General features: G+C 52.4%; 16 protein-coding genes. 5 read left to right on the top strand and 11 right to left on the bottom strand.

Annotation, left to right across the window (positions count from 1 at the left end; all coding sequences use genetic code 11):
- Positions 1–201 precede the first annotated feature (201 nt).
- Positions 202–588: a DUF3461 family protein gene (locus RGV86_RS16825; RefSeq protein WP_000272188.1), complete on the top strand. Its 387-nt coding sequence runs from the start codon at positions 202–204 to the stop codon at positions 586–588.
- Between the two features lie 63 nt (positions 589–651).
- On the opposite strand, the gene cdaR is transcribed toward RGV86_RS16825, so the two are convergent.
- The 3 genes from cdaR to dgt form a co-directional block, all read right to left on the bottom strand.
- Positions 652–1,809 carry a DNA-binding transcriptional regulator CdaR gene (cdaR, locus tag RGV86_RS16820; RefSeq protein ID WP_000929427.1) on the bottom strand — a complete coding sequence of 386 codons (1,158 nt, stop codon included), beginning with the start codon at positions 1,807–1,809 and terminating at the stop codon, positions 652–654.
- 153 nt (positions 1,810–1,962) lie between these two features.
- Positions 1,963–3,387, bottom strand: coding sequence for a serine endoprotease DegP (gene degP / locus RGV86_RS16815; RefSeq protein WP_000753934.1), 1,425 nt, complete (start codon positions 3,385–3,387; stop codon positions 1,963–1,965).
- A 129-nt stretch (positions 3,388–3,516) separates the two neighbouring features.
- Positions 3,517–5,034, bottom strand: a complete 1,518-nt coding sequence (gene dgt / locus RGV86_RS16810; protein WP_032224478.1) for a dGTPase — start codon at positions 5,032–5,034, stop codon at positions 3,517–3,519.
- Between the two features lie 83 nt (positions 5,035–5,117).
- Between dgt and mtnN the strand changes: the two genes are divergently transcribed.
- The 3 genes from mtnN to RGV86_RS16795 are packed head-to-tail and all read left to right on the top strand — an operon-like array spanning position 5,118 to position 7,269.
- A complete protein-coding gene (mtnN, locus tag RGV86_RS16805; RefSeq protein WP_000689855.1) occupies positions 5,118–5,816 on the top strand; it encodes a 5'-methylthioadenosine/S-adenosylhomocysteine nucleosidase in 699 nt (232 codons plus the stop codon).
- Positions 5,809–6,609, top strand: a complete 801-nt coding sequence (btuF, locus tag RGV86_RS16800) for a vitamin B12 ABC transporter substrate-binding protein BtuF (protein WP_010345996.1) — start codon at positions 5,809–5,811, stop codon at positions 6,607–6,609. The genes mtnN and btuF overlap by 8 nt, the downstream gene beginning before the upstream one ends.
- A gap of 36 nt (positions 6,610–6,645) precedes the next feature.
- Positions 6,646–7,269 carry a TRIC cation channel family protein gene (locus RGV86_RS16795; RefSeq protein WP_000964226.1) on the top strand — a complete coding sequence of 208 codons (624 nt, stop codon included), beginning with the start codon at positions 6,646–6,648 and terminating at the stop codon, positions 7,267–7,269.
- 46 nt (positions 7,270–7,315) lie between these two features.
- On the opposite strand, the gene erpA is transcribed toward RGV86_RS16795, so the two are convergent.
- The 4 genes from erpA to RGV86_RS16775 are packed head-to-tail and all read right to left on the bottom strand — an operon-like array spanning position 7,316 to position 9,222.
- Complete coding sequence (gene erpA / locus RGV86_RS16790) at positions 7,316–7,660, bottom strand: iron-sulfur cluster insertion protein ErpA (RefSeq protein ID WP_001295564.1); 345 nt, start codon at positions 7,658–7,660, stop codon at positions 7,316–7,318.
- Positions 7,653–7,718, bottom strand: a complete 66-nt coding sequence (gene yadW / locus RGV86_RS16785; protein WP_122998795.1) for a small protein YadW — start codon at positions 7,716–7,718, stop codon at positions 7,653–7,655. The genes erpA and yadW overlap by 8 nt, the downstream gene beginning before the upstream one ends.
- 23 nt (positions 7,719–7,741) lie before the next feature.
- A complete protein-coding gene (clcA, locus tag RGV86_RS16780; protein WP_000846361.1) occupies positions 7,742–9,163 on the bottom strand; it encodes a H(+)/Cl(-) exchange transporter ClcA in 1,422 nt (473 codons plus the stop codon).
- Positions 9,160–9,222: a hypothetical protein gene (locus RGV86_RS16775; RefSeq protein WP_212741837.1), complete on the bottom strand. Its 63-nt coding sequence runs from the start codon at positions 9,220–9,222 to the stop codon at positions 9,160–9,162. The genes clcA and RGV86_RS16775 overlap by 4 nt, the downstream gene beginning before the upstream one ends.
- 165 nt (positions 9,223–9,387) lie before the next feature.
- Here RGV86_RS16775 and hemL point away from each other — a divergent pair, with 165 nt between their 5' ends.
- Entirely contained in the window at positions 9,388–10,668 is a 1,281-nt protein-coding gene (gene hemL, locus RGV86_RS16770) for a glutamate-1-semialdehyde 2,1-aminomutase (protein WP_000045244.1), read from the top strand.
- 34 nt (positions 10,669–10,702) lie between these two features.
- On the opposite strand, the gene fhuB is transcribed toward hemL, so the two are convergent.
- From fhuB to fhuA, 4 genes are read right to left on the bottom strand one after another with little or no spacing between them, the layout of a single operon-like run.
- Positions 10,703–12,685: a Fe(3+)-hydroxamate ABC transporter permease FhuB gene (gene fhuB, locus RGV86_RS16765; RefSeq protein WP_105290121.1), complete on the bottom strand. Its 1,983-nt coding sequence runs from the start codon at positions 12,683–12,685 to the stop codon at positions 10,703–10,705.
- The gene (fhuD, locus tag RGV86_RS16760) at positions 12,682–13,572 is read right to left on the bottom strand and encodes a Fe(3+)-hydroxamate ABC transporter substrate-binding protein FhuD (protein WP_085460342.1); all 891 of its coding nucleotides are present in this window, start codon (positions 13,570–13,572) and stop codon (positions 12,682–12,684) included. The genes fhuB and fhuD overlap by 4 nt, the downstream gene beginning before the upstream one ends.
- Positions 13,572–14,369 carry a Fe3+-hydroxamate ABC transporter ATP-binding protein FhuC gene (gene fhuC / locus RGV86_RS16755; RefSeq protein ID WP_085460341.1) on the bottom strand — a complete coding sequence of 266 codons (798 nt, stop codon included), beginning with the start codon at positions 14,367–14,369 and terminating at the stop codon, positions 13,572–13,574. The genes fhuD and fhuC overlap by 1 nt, the downstream gene beginning before the upstream one ends.
- A gap of 50 nt (positions 14,370–14,419) precedes the next feature.
- On the bottom strand, positions 14,420–16,663 hold the full coding sequence (gene fhuA / locus RGV86_RS16750) for a ferrichrome porin FhuA (protein WP_000135208.1): 2,244 nt from the start codon (positions 16,661–16,663) through the stop codon (positions 14,420–14,422).
- Positions 16,664–16,788 lie beyond the last annotated feature (125 nt).

Raw genomic sequence — 16,788 nt, 5'->3', positions numbered from 1 at the left:
TGTCATGTAATTCGCAAAACGAAGATAAATGTGCTAATCCATCCTCTGGAATATCGCCAGAATAAAGCAGGTAATTTTTTAAATTTTACGCCATGATAGAAGTCTGGAAGAAAAAGGCTTTCTGCGATCACAGTCGAGCCGGGCGGGCCAGGCCAAATGCTAAGATAAGCACAATTTACTGACTCATTTTGAGGTAACGCTATGTACGACAATCTGAAAAGTCTGGGTATTACCAATCCTGAAGAAATTGATCGTTACAGCCTCCGGCAGGAAGCCAACAACGATATTCTGAAAATCTATTTTCAGAAAGACAAAGGTGAGTTTTTCGCCAAGAGCGTGAAGTTTAAATATCCGCGTCAGCGCAAAACGGTGGTCGCCGATGGTGTGGGTCAGGGTTATAAAGAAGTGCAGGAAATCAGCCCAAATCTTCGTTATATCATTGATGAGCTTGATCAAATCTGCCAGCGTGACCGTAGCGAAGTTGATCTTAAGCGTAAGATCCTCGATGACTTGCGTCACCTGGAGTCAGTGGTAACCAATAAGATCAGTGAGATTGAAGCGGATCTGGAAAAGCTGACACGCAAATAATAGTAACTGATGTCATTCTGCGAGCCGGGTAAAGTATCACCCGGCTTTAATTTTGTTATGAACCTACCGCTCTTCATCCAGTTGCAGCGCCACATACAGCAGCAACCTGTCATCAAAATTGCCCAAATCCAGGCCGGTCAGTTCTGATATACGATTAAGTCGATACTCCAGCGTATTTCGATGGATAAACAGCGCCTTTGACGTTGCCAGCGGTTGCACATTGTGGCGAAACCACGCCGCCAGTGTTCGCCGCAGCAATCCGTTATTGTCCATCGCTTTCAATCGCGCCAGCGGTCGCGCCAGTTCGTTGGCTTGCCAGTCGCCGCGCAAACTATCCAGTAAAACTGGTAGCATCAGATCCTGATAAAAATAGCAGCGATTTTCGGGCATTCGCTGTTTACCGACTACCATCGTTGTTTTCGCCGTGCGGTAAGAGCGGGCAATACTGCCAGGTCCAGTAAAATAATTACCCAGCGAAACGCGAAACCGCAGCTGACCGTACTCTTTCATACGAGTAATGAGCTGCTCAACTCGCTTACAATGATCTTCTGCATCCCAGCGCCCAAACGGATTCAACGCCGGTTTCAACACCACCATTTCGGTCAGCGAGACAATCGCCACCAGATTATTACGCTCCGGCGTAATCAGCGCGTTTTGCAATTGCTGTAACTCTGCCATTGCGCTGTCCACGCCAAGCTGACCGCTGTCGACCTCGACAATAGCCACCACTCGCGGTTGATTGAGATCTATCCCTAACCGTTGCGCCCATTCAGTGAGTGCGGGTGTATTCTCCTCGGCCTGAATCAGGTTCATCACCAGTTCTTCCCGCAAACGGCTATCCTGCGCCAACAGGTGCATCAACCGCGACTGTTCCAGCATCATTTCAGCCGTCATGCAGACCAGTTCGCCATATTTGCGCAGATTCTCTGGTTCACCAGTCAGGCCAATTACGCCGACAATCTCACCTTCCAGCCGTAACGGTAGATTAATCCCTTGCCGCACACCGTGCAGATGACGTGCTACCGCGTCATCGATATCGACAACTCGCCCCTGCGAGAGTACCAGCAATGCACCTTCGTGCAATTCACCAATACGTTCACGATCGCCGCTGCCGATAATGCGCCCGCGAGCATCCATTACATTGATATTGGTATCGATAATGCGCATGGTGCGCGCCACGATATCCTGCGCCATTTTGGTATCAAGATGCCAGCCAGCCATAAGCCCTCCATTGTGCACGGCTTAGCATAAGGAAGTACGGAACGCACGGCATTGTGCAAATGCCCAAAGGAACGAAGATATATATGGAGTTGTGGGGAAGTTCACAGATTGCATGAAGACCCCCTTCCCTGAACGGGAAGGGGTTGAGGAAGATTACTGCATTAACAGGTAGATGGTGCTGTCGCCGCGCTGAATGTTCAGTGCCAGCACGGATGGTTTGCTGTCGAGAACTTTACGCAGTTCAGCGATGTTTTTCACTGCCTGCTGGTTCGCGCCAATAATCACATCACCTTTTTTCAGGCCAATCTGTGCAGCCGGAGTGCCCGTTTTCACGTTGTTCACGACGACGCCCTGATCTTTGCCTTTGTTGCTCATCTCAGCGCCTTCAATGCCGTTGAAGATGGAGCTGGAGTCAACCTGATTCTGGCTGCTCTGCTGCAGTTCCAGGTTCACGTTAACCTGCTTACCGTCGCGCAGTAAGCCCAGAGTCAGTTTGCTGCCCACCGGCATGGTGCCTACCTGGGCACGCAGCGCGGCAAAGCTGCTGATTGGCTTACCGTTCAGTGAGGTGATCACATCACCCGCTTTAATACCTGCTTTCGCGGCAGAAGAATTCGGCAGAACCTGACTTACAAATGCACCGCGCTGGGCGTCAACTTTCATCGCTTTCGCCAGTTCGGAGTTCAGTTCGGTTCCCATAATACCCAGCTCGCCGCGTTTCACCTGCCCGTATTCCACCATCTGCGAGGTCAGGTTTTTCACCATGTTGCTAGGGATAGCAAAACCGATACCGATGTTGCCGCCGTCCGGTGCGAGGATTGCGGTGTTGATACCAATCAGTTCGCCGTTCAGGTTAACCAGCGCACCACCGGAGTTACCACGGTTGATTGCCGCATCGGTCTGGATGAAGTTTTCGTAGTTTTCGGCATTCAGGCCGCTACGCCCCAACGCAGAGACGATACCGGAAGTTACCGTCTCGCCCAGACCAAACGGGTTACCGATAGCGACGGTGTAATCACCCACGCGCAGCGCGTCGGAATCCGCCATCTTAATTGCAGTCAGGTTTTTCGGGTTCTGGATCTGGATCAGCGCGATATCAGAGCGCGGATCTTTGCCAACCATCTTCGCGTCGAACTTACGGCCATCGCTCAGTTGGACTTTAATTACCGTCGCATTATCAACAACGTGGTTGTTGGTGACGACATAGCCTTTATCGGCATCAATAATAACGCCGGAACCCAGCGCCATGAATTTTTGTTGCTGGCCGCCGCCATTGCCGCCCTGGCCCCCCTGGCAGAACGGAGAGCTCTGGAACGGAGAACCGTCCTGGCAGAACGGAGAATCATCGCCGAAGAACTGCTGGAAATTACGCGGCATACGCGGCGTATTGACGGTTGTGCTACCTTCTACGTTAATACTGACCACCGAAGGCATCACCTTTTCGAGCATCGGTGCAAGGCTTGGCATCTGCTGTGCTGTCGTTGCTGAAGATGTCTCAGCCGCCGTCGCAGAGAGCGGAGATAACGCCAAACCTAAACTCAGAGCCAATGCACTCAGTGCTAATGTGGTTTTTTTCATGTATTTCAGTCTCGATTAACAGATAACGCAAAATTGCTGTGTTCTTCAGATTCGTTTTATAGCGCGAAGTTCCGAACTAAAGTTTCTGCAAAAAGTAAAAATTTATTGTCCGTCTTTACAAAAGCCTGGTTATTGTTCTACCGCCATCAGCCGCCGATATTCATCCCACGCATAAAGGTCCGTCATGCCGCTGATATAATCCTGTAACAGCCGACAACGATAATAATATTCCCATAACGGGAACTCAGGAGAATCTGACGGTAATTTACTGACAGCCTCGACATAGGCCAGCCGATGGCGCGTTGAGAGCTTGTGGAATAAGCGTGATTCAATGGGGAAACGTTTTACTCGCTCTTTTTCTACCAGTTCAGTAAAGTCTGATAATGACATGCTTAATAAAGGACGATAAATCTCTAATAACCCGCTAATCACCCGATACCCCTGCAACTCAAGCTGCTCGACATCTGGATGGCTAAACACATGTTTTACGGCGACATTTTTATATAATTTTAAAAGTTCACTACATTCACTGGCATCTTCTAACAGGGCATGATTAAACGTTCCGGCAAAAATCGTCGGCAAATTATCAATAAATCGTTGTGCCGCATAGGGCACCAGCTTATTGAGGGTGTTCACCCGTAAATACATAAAAAACTGATCTTCCGTACTGCGGCTTAAACTATTTGAGCGCGATTTTTCCCAGGCATTTTCTACCACTTGTGCAAACAGAGAACCTTTCTCATGCTGACCCCACGCATCATGCAAATGATGATAAAGCTGCTCAACGGTAAATATTCTTTTCTCTACCGCATCTTCAAGATCAGCCACACAATAAGAGATATCGTCAGCTGCTTCCATAATCCACGTTAATGGAAAACGACTGTAAAGCGCCAAATTAAGTTCTTTACGCAAACGGGCAATATAGGCTTCTTCAGAAAGATAATAGCCCGGTTTTTTCATTAAATAGTGGTGAGTCTCAGGCGTTTCACCACGCCACCACGCCGGACGAGTATATTTTAAAATACCGCCAACCTGCGCCCAGGTGAGATTCATCCGCATCAATGTATGCACCAGACGAATACCTTGTGCATTGCCTTCAAAATGACATAAGTCCTGACGAATTTTGCGCCGCAGCTCGTTAAGTTGTTCCTCCCCTTCCCGCAATCGCAACGCTGTCACGCTACAGCGATCGTCGGTCAGCGGCTGACTTTCGGCATCCGCTGGGTACAAACGCTGGCGAAACCAGTCATTTATAGCCGCTTCACCAAAATGACCAAACGGTGGATTACCGATATCGTGCATCAGGCATGACATCTCGACAATGCTTTCAAACGGCCCGGTCAGTTCATCCAGGCCGTACTCCTCCAGCAATTTAAGTTCTTTCAGACGACTTAAAATCTCTTTGGCGATATAGCGCCCCACCTGCTGAACTTCCATTGAATGGGTAAGACGCGTGCGTACGGCGGCATTGCGCTCAAGTGGAAAAACCTGGGTCTTTTGTTGCAGACGACGAATCGCCGGAGAGTTAATAATACGCCCGCGATCGCTTTCAAAGATCCGCAAGATCTCATGTTCGGTTTTAACGCCCTGCGGTGAACGATAACGACGATGCCAGTTTATTTTGTTTCGGAAATCAATCTGTGCCATGTCCTCTCCCGCGTGAGAAATACGCTTCCTCTTAAGCGCATGATAAACTATGCCCTCAAATCAGGCTTATCGCGAGTAAATCTATGAAAATCGGCATCATTGGTGCAATGGAAGAAGAAGTTACGCTACTGCGTGACAAAATCGAAAACCGTCAAACTCTCCGTCTGGGTGGCTGTGAAATCTACACAGGTCAACTGAACGGAACCGAGGTTGCGCTTCTGAAATCGGGCATCGGTAAAGTCGCTGCGGCGCTGGGTGCAACTCTGCTGCTGGAACACTGCAAACCAGATGTGATTATTAACACCGGTTCTGCAGGGGGCCTGGCGCCAACGCTGAAAGTGGGCGATATCGTTGTCTCTGACGAAGCACGTTATCACGACGCGGATGTCACGGCATTTGGTTATGAATATGGTCAGTTACCTGGCTGTCCGGCAGGCTTCAAAGCTGATGATAAACTGATCGCTGCCGCCGAGTCCTGCATTGCCGAACTGAATCTTAACGCTGTACGAGGCCTGATTGTCAGCGGCGACGCGTTCATCAACGGCTCTGTTGGTCTGGCGAAAATCCGCCACAATTTCCCGCAGGCCATTGCGGTAGAGATGGAAGCGACAGCTATCGCTCATGTCTGCCACAATTTTAATGTACCGTTTGTGGTGGTACGCGCCATCTCCGACGTGGCCGATCAACAGTCTCATCTCAGCTTCGACGAATTTCTGGCCGTTGCAGCCAAACAGTCCAGCCTGATGGTTGAGTCACTGGTGCAGAAACTGGCGCATGGCTAAGTCACTGTTCAGGGCGCTGGTCGCCCTGTCTTTTCTCGCACCGCTGTGGCTCAACGCCGCGCCGCGCGTTATCACACTTTCTCCCGCCAACACTGAACTTGCCTTTGCCGCCGGGATCACGCCGGTAGGGGTCAGCAGTTATTCCGACTATCCGCCAGAAGCGCAGAATATTGAGCAGGTTTCCACCTGGCAAGGGATGAATCTGGAACGCATCGTGGCGCTGAAACCCGATTTGGTGGTTGCCTGGCGCGGAGGGAACGCCGAGCGGCAGGTTGACCAACTTGCTTCGCTGGGAATAAAAGTCATGTGGGTCGATGCGACAAGCATTGAACAAATTGCCGATGCGTTACGTCAACTGGCTCCCTGGAGTCCGCAACCTGACAAGGCCGGAAAAGCCGCGCAAACCTTACTGGAACAGTATGCGCAACTGAAAGCGCAATATGCTGATAAACCGAAAAAACGTGTTTTCTTACAATTCGGCATTAATCCGCCATTCACCAGCGGAAAAGAGTCGATTCAGAACCAGATACTGGAAGTTTGCGGCGGAGAAAACATCTTTAAAGACAGTCGAGTTCCCTGGCCGCAGGTTAGCCGTGAACAAGTATTAGCACGCGCACCGCAGGCCATTGTCATCACTGGCGGAGCGGATAAAATTCCTAAAATAAAGCAATACTGGGGCGAACAACTCAAAATTCCCGTTATTCCTCTCACAAGTGACTGGTTTGAACGCGCAAGCCCACGTATTATCCTCGCTGCACAACAACTCTGTAATGCGCTTTCACAAGTGGATTAGCGCCTGACCTTTCAGGTGCTCAGTGGGGATTGAAAAATGCTCGTCTATTGGCTGGATATAGTCGGTACAGCGGTATTTGCCATCTCCGGCGTTTTGCTGGCCGGAAAATTGCGTATGGACCCTTTTGGCGTCCTGGTTCTGGGCGTGGTTACCGCAGTAGGTGGCGGGACAATTCGCGACATGGCGCTGGATCACGGTCCGGTATTTTGGGTGAAAGATCCCACCGATCTGGTCGTCGCGATGGTGACCAGTATGCTGACTATCGTTCTGGTACGCCAGCCAAGGCGCTTACCCAAATGGATGCTGCCGGTGCTGGATGCTGTTGGTCTGGCAGTGTTTGTTGGCATTGGTGTCAACAAAGCCTTTAATGCGGAAGCGGGTCCGTTAATCGCGGTTTGTATGGGTGTGATCACCGGCGTCGGCGGCGGGATCATCCGCGATGTACTGGCGCGCGAAGTTCCGATGATATTACGCACAGAAATCTACGCGACGGCCTGTATTATCGGCGGTATTGTCCATGCTACAGCTCATTACACCTTCTCCGTACCGCTGGAAACAGCCAGTATGATGGGAATGGTTGTAACGCTATTGATACGGCTGGCGGCTATTCGGTGGCATCTGAAATTGCCGACGTTTGCTCTGGATGAGAATGGGCGTTGAAGAGAGAAGGTGTGCCGGATAGTTTATCCGGCACATTAACAGCAGATTAGATGCTAAAGGAAGAACCGCAACCGCAGGTGCTTTTCGCATTCGGGTTGGTTACGATGAAGCGTGAACCTTCCAGACCTTCGGTATAATCAACGGAACCGCCGACCAGATATTGCAGGCTCATCGGATCAACCACCAGGCCAACGCCCTGTTTTTCGATGGTCATATCGCCTTCGTTCACCTGATCATCAAAGGTGAAACCATACTGGAAGCCGCTGCAACCGCCACCGGTGATATACACGCGTAATTTCAGATTCGGGTTATCTTCGTCAGCGATCAGGCTTTTAACTTTGTTGGCTGCTGCGTCGGTAAACTCCAGCGGCAGTGCTACGTCATCACTCATATTTTGCTCCAAACGACATCGGCAATTGGGCAAATTCTAACCCAATAATAACTGCCATTATCTAATACCCTGGTATTTCGTTCAAGTATTCTCGCTGGCAGCCACGGCCTTGCTTCGCGCCAGCTGCTCCGCTTCCTGTTTTGCCAGCGTGCGGGCAAGAATCGCCGAGTATAACGGTTTTCCACCAGTAAATTGTGCTAATAGTGTTGCGCCAAGACCGGTAATAATCATTGGCAAAATGAGCTGATAGTTATCTGTCATCTCAAGCACCAGGATGATCCCGGTCAACGGCGCCCGAACAGAGGCCGCCAGTAACGCCCCCATTCCAGCTATAGCAAATGTCCCTGCTTCAAGGTGGTATTGCGGAAATATCTCCGTGGCAGCCATGCCAAATGCCGTTCCCAAAACCGTACCGAGCGCCAGCATCGGAGCGAAAATACCGCCCGGCGCGCCAGAAGAGAAGCAGAGCAGCGTAGTGATCACTCGCGCGACAAAAATAAATATCAGCATTCCCATGCTGAAATTCCCCGCCGTAGCGATAGGAATCAGGTTAAAACCGCCGCCCGAAGTTTCTGGTGCAACGAAACCCAACAACCCGCACAGACCGCCAATCGCACCGCCCATCAACACCCATTTAGTGATATTGCCGCCGTGCACACGGTGCAGCAAATCCTGCATCCCCAGAACCCATTTATTAAAAACAGGGCCGAAGATACCAAAAATAATGCCGAGGATCAGATAAAGCCACAGGGTATTGAGCGGCGCGTCAGAAAGTTTACCGACGTCAATCAGCGCAACTTCATGATTAAAAATCCGATACATAATGGTCGACATAATGACGCCAATAAATACCGCTTTAATCGAAATTAACGTATAGCGAAACTGCGGACGCATCTCTTCGATAATAAATAGAATACCCGCGAGCGGCGCGTTAAAGGCCGCCGCCAGCCCCGCCGCTGCACCGGTTGCCAGCAACGTGTGGCGAGCTTCATCACCTTTCATGCGGAAAATATCAAGCACCATACGGCCAATGTTACCGCCGATCTGCACGGTTGGTCCTTCACGCCCCAGAACCATACCACCACCGAGTGTCCCCAACCCGCCAAAGAATTTCACCGGCAAAACACGCCACCAGCGAACGGGACGTTGATCTTCCAGCGCCCCTTCAATTTCCGGAATCCCTGAACCACCTGCTTCTGGCGCGTATTTACGCACCAGAAAGTAGCCGAACATTGCCAGCACCGCCGAACAAAGAAAAGCGACGGTTAACAGAAGTGGGTAATTATCAGCAGTATGTACCAGCGCACCCATACGTTGGTTTTGCAACCAGGCGACGCCTTTGTCAAAAGCAACTGCAGCCAGCCCGACAAGGGTGCCGACGACCGCCGCCATAAACAAAATGGCTAACGGGGTTTTGTCGCGCTCAAGAAGTTGGCGAATCAGTTGTCTGCGTCGCAGACGCGCGGCCTGCGGTATTTCATAAGAAGGAGTTTCAGTTTTCATCCAATGATCACATATTGGTCATACAAATAAGATGACGGCATTTTACTCGCTCGTTCCATGAAAATCCTTTGCAAAGCGTAATGTTTCAAATACCCAAAACTTTTATACTCTTAGAAATCCAGGTTGCAGCAGTATAAGCAACCTGATGTTTGACGAGTATTTAACTTGTTATGAATAACATAGAATAGCAGCCATTCACTTTTTCTACGAATCAGGAACCCTCCATGAGTAAGTCTGAAAACCTATACAGCGCAGCGCGCGAGCTGATCCCTGGCGGTGTGAACTCTCCTGTTCGCGCCTTTACCGGCGTGGGCGGTACTCCACTGTTTATCGAAAAAGCGGACGGCGCTTATCTGTACGACGTTGATGGCAAAGCCTATATCGATTATGTCGGTTCCTGGGGGCCGATGGTGCTGGGTCATAATCATCCGGCGATCCGCAATGCAGTGATTGAAGCCGCTGAACGTGGTCTGAGCTTTGGTGCGCCGACCGAAATGGAAGTAAAAATGGCGGAGCTGGTGACCGAACTCGTGCCGACGATGGATATGGTGCGCATGGTGAACTCTGGCACCGAAGCAACGATGAGCGCCATCCGCCTGGCGCGTGGTTTTACCGGTCGCGACAAAATCATTAAATTCGAAGGTTGTTACCACGGCCACGCTGACTGCCTGCTGGTGAAAGCCGGTTCTGGCGCGCTCACGTTAGGTCAGCCAAACTCTCCGGGCGTTCCGGCAGATTTCGCCAAACATACCTTAACCTGTACCTATAACGATCTGGCGTCTGTACGCGCCGCGTTTGAACAGTATCCGCAAGAGATTGCCTGCATTATCGTCGAGCCAGTGGCAGGCAACATGAACTGTGTTCCTCCGCTGCCAGAGTTCCTGCCGGGTCTGCGCGCGCTGTGTGACGAGTTTGGCGCGTTGCTGATCATCGATGAAGTTATGACCGGTTTCCGCGTGGCGCTGGCAGGCGCACAGGATTATTACGGCGTGGTGCCGGATCTTACCTGCCTGGGCAAAATCATCGGCGGTGGGATGCCAGTAGGCGCATTCGGCGGTCGTCGTGATGTAATGGATGCACTGGCTCCGACCGGCCCGGTCTATCAGGCTGGTACGCTTTCCGGTAACCCAATTGCGATGGCAGCAGGTTTCGCCTGTCTGAATGAAGTCGCGCAGCCGGGCATTCACGAAACGCTGAATGAGTTAACCACGCGTCTGGCAGAAGGTCTGCTGGAAGCGGCAGAAGAAGCGGGAATTCCGCTGGTCGTTAACCATGTTGGCGGCATGTTCGGTATTTTCTTTACCGACGCCGAGTCCGTGACGTGCTACCAGGACGTGATGGCTTGTGACGTGGAACGCTTTAAGCGTTTCTTCCATATGATGCTGGATGAAGGTGTATATCTGGCACCGTCAGCGTTTGAAGCGGGTTTTATGTCTGTGGCGCACAGCATGGAAGATATCAACAACACCATCGATGCTGCGCGTCGGGTGTTTGCGAAGTTGTGATGATTTTGCCTCGCCCACCGGGCGAGGCATTCAATTAACGGCTCTGCTTTCTCAACAAATAGATAAAGTACGGCGCGCCAATAAACGTCGATAGCAACCCCGCTGGGATCTGGAACGGAAACAGCACCATCCGCCCACACCAGTCAGCGAATACCAGCAGCAAACCTCCCACCAGCGCCGAAATCACAATATGCGGCATCGTTCGTCGAAAGCCCATCATCCGCGCAATATGCGGTGCCATCAGACCAACAAAACTCAACGGTCCAATAGTCATCGTCGCGGTCGCTGTCAGGCAAGCCGCTAACAGCAGCAACGCAATTCGCGTCGGCGTCAGCGCCATTCCCACAGCTCGTGCGGTATCGCCACCCAGCGGCAAAATGGTCAGCCAGCGGCGGCACAGCGGGGTAATCGCCAGCAAAATCACCATCACAATTCCTGTGCGCCAGACCTGTGCATCGGTCGCGTTGTAGGTCGAACCGGAAATCCAGGTCAGCACTTGCGCCATTCGCGGGTCACCACTCGCCTGCAACATCATCAAAAGCATGGTGAACGCGGTGCTTAACGCCATCCCCGCAAGCAGCATCCGGTGTGGGGAAAATCCACCTCGACCGGCGGCGATCATAATGATTAACAAGGTCACCGCCGCGCCAAGACTTCCCGCAGGCAACAGCCAGCCAAAGGCATTGCCCGGCACCAGAAACAGCATCAACACTACGCCAAACGCCGCACCGGAGCTAATCCCCAGCACTTCCGGGCTTGCCATCGGGTTTCCGGTCAACCGCTGAATAATGCAGCCCGCCACCGCCAGCATGACGCCCGCAAACAGTGCTGCCATAATTCGTGGCCAGCGCCAGGGCATTAAATCATCAAGCAGCGCCCCGCTCGCCCACGTCCAGCCGTGCGCATCACGACCAAACGACAACGCCACAACCACAGCAATCAACAGCAGCACGCCGCCAGCGAGGGCAAACGCCAGCACATGTTGGCGTTCAGTCGCGACACGATCGTTCACCTTCATATCTGGCGCGCTAATGCTGCGTAAACGCGGCAGCAGCCACAACAGCAGCGGCGCACCGATGAGCGCAGTGACCGAACCGGTGGAAACCTCCATCCACACGCGAGTCAGCCAGAGGATGATTTGATCGGAAAGCCAGAGGATCAGCGCACCAATCAGCGACGCCAGCATCAACCGTGGCAGCAAACGCCGCGCCCCCAGCATTTTCGCCAGCAGTGGTGCGAACAACCCGATAAAGCCGATAATCCCTACCGCATTCACCAGCAGAGCACTGATGACAATCGCCAGCGACAGCGCCGCCAGACGCGCCAGCGACAAGGCCAGCCCGAGATTGCGCGCCACGCCATCATCAAGCCCCATCAGGGTTAACGGACGAAGTAGCAGTAACGTCAGCATCACGCCACCCAGCAGCTGCGGCCATAAACGCTCAACGCCGCCCCAGTCGGTTTGCGTCAGCGTTCCTGTGCTCCACAGGAACATGCTTTGCAGCTGGTCGTGATGGAAGATAACCAGTAACTGATTGATTGCCCCACAATAAAGGCTCACCACCAGACCCGCGAGGATCAGCGTTACCGGCGAAAGCCGTTTCCCCCACGCGACGCCAAAGACAATTAAGCCAACAACACAAGCCCCTGCCAACGCGGCAAACTGGCTCGCCATCGCGCCGGGGATCGCCCAGAGCGTAGTGACGGTAATCCCCAGTTGTGCGCCCGTTGCGACGCCCAGCGTGGTCGGTTCCGCCAGCGGGTTACGCAGCACTTGCTGAAACAGCACGCCTACCAGCCCCAGACCTGCGCCAACCAGCAGTGAAATCGCCAGACGCGGCAGCAAGCTGTAGTGAAAAATCATCTGCTCAATGACGTCAATATCCGGCGACCAGGCAGCCTGCGCCCACTGGCTACGCGGCAGCGCCTGCGAGAAGTTCATCCAGGTCAACGCCGCAGCGGCAATCACCAGCAGCGCCAGTAATAACGCCGGGAAAAGCGCAATTCGTTTACTCACGCTTGACCTCCGATGGCGTTATCCAGAATACGCACAAAATGCATTGCCGAGAGCGTCGCACCATAGAACCAGACGGCGGGTACGCGCTGAAAGCGTCCGGCACGGACAAACGGCATTGCCTGCCACAGCGGCGTCGCCATTAACGCGTCCATGTCTTTGCTGTTGTCGTGATCAAAACAGAGCACATCAACGTCTTTATAGGCTGCCAGACGATCGATACTGACGGCGGTACTGCCCCAAAAGTTGGTTTCCCCTTGCCAGGCATTTGGGATGCCGTACTCATCAAGAATTTCCTGGAATAAGCTGTTTGGACCGAAGACCAACATATGGCGCGAATCGATAAGCGTCGTCAGCAGTAACGGACGCGATCCTCGCTTTACAAAGCGGGGTTTCATGCTGCGGATAAAGTCTTCATATTGCGCTAAATGCATTTCCGCTGCGCTTTGCAGGTTAAGTAAATCTGCCATTTCCGTCAGCGATTTACGCGCCATCGCCAATGGCTGTTTGCCGTCGCTGAAGTTAAATCCGCGTCCCGGCGCAATACGTGCCAGCATTTCAGGTGAAGGGCCATATCCCGCCGACCAGACCATAAACGATGGTTTCATTTCGGTCAGCAGTTCGAGGTTAGGTTCTGTGCGCAAACCAACGTCAATCACTGAGTCCGGCAATGGTGGTTCGCTGACCCACAAGCGATAGTTGATGGTGTCCGCCACGCCGTAAGGCACGATGCCGAGCGCCAGCAGTAATTCCACCGGCAACCACTCCAGCGCCACAATACGATTGGGATCAATAGCCGCCGCGTGGGCGGTATTCATCTGCCATAACAACGGAGAAAGCGCCATCGCCGTTAACAGTCGACGGCGCGAAATAAGAGGTAAGCCGCTCATCAATAAACAAAACTCACAGGTGCAGCACCCGCCGGATGCGGCAAAATACCCATCGGGATGCCATAAATCATTTCGAGGGTTTCGCCGCGCATAATTTCCGCAGGCGTTCCCTGAGCAATCATTTCACCGCCGCGCAGGGCGACCAGATAATCACAGTAACGCGCAGCCATATTGATATCGTGCAGCACGGCAATGACCGTCAGGCCACGCTCCTGACTTAAACGATGCACCAGCGCCAGCACATCAACCTGGTGGGCGATATCCAGCGCCGAGGTCGGTTCGTCCAGCAACAGACAGCGGCTATCCTGCGCCACCAGCATGGCGATCCATGCCCGCTGACGCTCGCCGCCAGAGAGACTATCGACCAGCCGCTGCGCCAGCGGTTTTAAGCCAACCAGCGAGATAGCTTCCTCGACCTTTTCGCGATCTACCGCGCCAAAGCGCCCCAGCGCGCCATGCCACGGGTAACGACCAATCGCCACCAGTTCACGCACCGTCATCCCTTCTGCCGGAGGAAGCTGCTGCGGCAAATAAGCCACTTTGCGGGCGAACGCTTTGCTGCTCCAGCTTTCCAGCGGCTGGGCATCAAGAAGAATTTCACCTTCCGACGGCGGCTGATGACGACCGAGCATTTTCAGTAACGTGGATTTACCGGAACCGTTGTGACCAATCAGACCGGTCACTTTCCCGGCAGGAAAGGTTAACGACAGCGGATGCAAAAGCGTGCGCCCAGGCACACGAAAGGAGATATTACGCAGTGCAAAAGTGGTATCGGAATGATTCGTGTATTCCTGCATAACAGCCAACTTGTGAAACGGGCACGGAAATCCGTGCCCCAAAAGAGAAATTAGAAACGGAAGGTTGCGGTTGCAACGACCTGACGTTCTGCGCCCCAGAAGCAGCCATAAGTGTTAAAGCAGCTGGCGACGTATTCACGATCGAACAGGTTGTTAACATGCAGCGCCACGTTGGAGCCAGCCATACCGACTCGCGCCAGATCATAACGCACTAACGCATCCACGACCGTATAACTTCCCACTTTAAAGGAGTTAGCCGGATCACCATAGCTGGAGCCTGTATAACGACCACCGGTGCCCAGTGTCAGACCTGAAAGTGGGCCGTCAAAGAAGGTGTAGTCAGCCCACAGAGAAGCCATGTGTTTTGGCACCTGCGCAGGCGTATTGCCTTTGTAGGTAGTATCGGTGGTGTATTCCGCATCGGTGTAGGTATAAGAACCCACCACGTTAACACTCGCCGACAATGCCGCTTTTGCTTCGATTTCTACGCCACGTGCGCGGATCTCGCCACCTTCAACCGAGAAGAAGGAACCCTCAGGGTCCGCCATCAGGTTATTGGTTTTGGTGAGATTATACAGTGCACCTGTCACCACAATTGGGCGATCTTCCGGTACATATTTCACGCCGACTTCGTACTGCTTACCTTTAGATGGTGCGAAAATATTACCATCCTTTCCGACCTGGGAAGAAGGTTCAAACGATTCGCTATAACTGAAGTAAGGTGTTACGCCATTATCAAACAGGTAGTTAACACCACCACGCCAGGTAAACTGTTTGTCATCACGTTTATCGGTCGTCCCGGCAACGCGGTTAAGAGATTCTTGATCCGCCCAGTCATAACGACCGCCCAGGGTGACCAGAACTTTATCCCACTGCGCCTGATCCTGAACGTAAATACCCGTTTGCTTCTGCTTATTCAGAATGCGGTAAGGGCCGGAGTTTGCCGGATCTTTCGCATTGAAATCGAAATCGGTATTCACCGGATTGTACAGATCGAGCAGCGGTACGGAGTCGTCGTAACCAAACCAGGCGTTGATGTCGTTACGCATACGCATGAAATCAACACCCGTCAGCAGGGTGTGGTCAATATCGCCAGTGGCAAATTTGCTCTGCAGCTGGGTATCAACAGAGAAGTTTTGCAGCTTCTCATCATCAACGACATATTTACGCGCCAGATAATGGCCTTTGTCCGCTGGCGCTAATGCCGCACATTGTTGGCTGTAAGCATTCGCCGGATCGGAGCAGACACCGTAACCATAAACGCTGTTTTGCGAGGTTTTGTTTTCCGCAAAGCGCAGGTTCTGACGCACAGTAAAGGTATCGTTAAATTCGTGGTCGAAGCTGTAGCCCACCATCTTCTCATTACGAGAATAGGTGTTGTTCTTCGCCCCTTCGTTAAAGTCCGTCGGCAGACGCTTACCATTCGGCAGCGGCTCAACGGTTCCCTCTTTCGGCAACCAGCCGTAATAACCGGTTTCCGGCTCGTTCTGGAAGTAAGAAAGGAAGGTGAAATTGGTTTTATCGTCCGGACGCCAGGTGAACGCCGGTGCAATAGCATAACGCTGCTCTTCTGACCCTTTCTGCTGAGCATTGGCAGAACGCGCAAGACCGGTCAGACGATAAGAGTAAACGCCGTCATCATCCAGCGCATCGCTAAAGTCAAAACCAGTCTGGAACAGGCTGTCAGTACCGGCTTTAAACTGAACTTCTTTCAGCGGTTCGGTAGTCGGGCGCTTGCTGACCATGTTCAACAGGCCGCCAGGACTGCTTTTACCGTAAAGCACGGAAACCGGGCCACGCATAATTTCAGCGCGTTCCAGCATATACGGGTCAATGACCGCATCGTTATAGAAGTTGCCCTGCAACTTCAGGCCATTCAGATAGTTATTCTGGCTTTGGCCTTCTGCCGCAAAACCGCGAATGATCAGGTGGTCATAGGTGTTGGATGCGCCACGCGTACCAACAGAGACACCTGGCGTGTAGCTGAGCGCCTCTTTTACTGACTTAGGCTGATGCAGCGCCATCTCTTCGGCGGTCACAACAGAAATAGACTGTGGCACTTTTTGAATCGGCGTATCTGTTTTGGTGCCGGTAGCGGACTGTCGCGCCGCAATAGTTGCAGCCGGCCCCCATGCGCTTTCTTGCGGCGCAGGTGCAGCGGTAACGGTGATAGTGTCTTCTTTCGGTTCAACCGCTGCCTGTGCATAAACAGACATGCCGCTAACCGCTGTGGCTACTACAACTGCGATTTTACGCAGCGAGTGTTTTGGCTGAGCAGTTTTGTAACGCGCCATTGGTATATCTCTGATGTAAAGTGAATGATAACGTAAACGAGAATGATTATTATAAAGATAAGATAATATTCGAAAGGCTGACGGGTTCGCAAGCGGTACGCAATATGCGCGCCCCTGAAGGGTCA

Origin of the sequence: Escherichia ruysiae (assembly GCF_031323975.1) — a bacterium.
Taxonomy (GTDB): Bacteria; Pseudomonadota; Gammaproteobacteria; order Enterobacterales; family Enterobacteriaceae; genus Escherichia; species Escherichia ruysiae.
The sequence above is the reverse complement of the archived record's forward strand: the minus strand, read 5'-3'. Positions and strand labels throughout refer to the sequence as shown.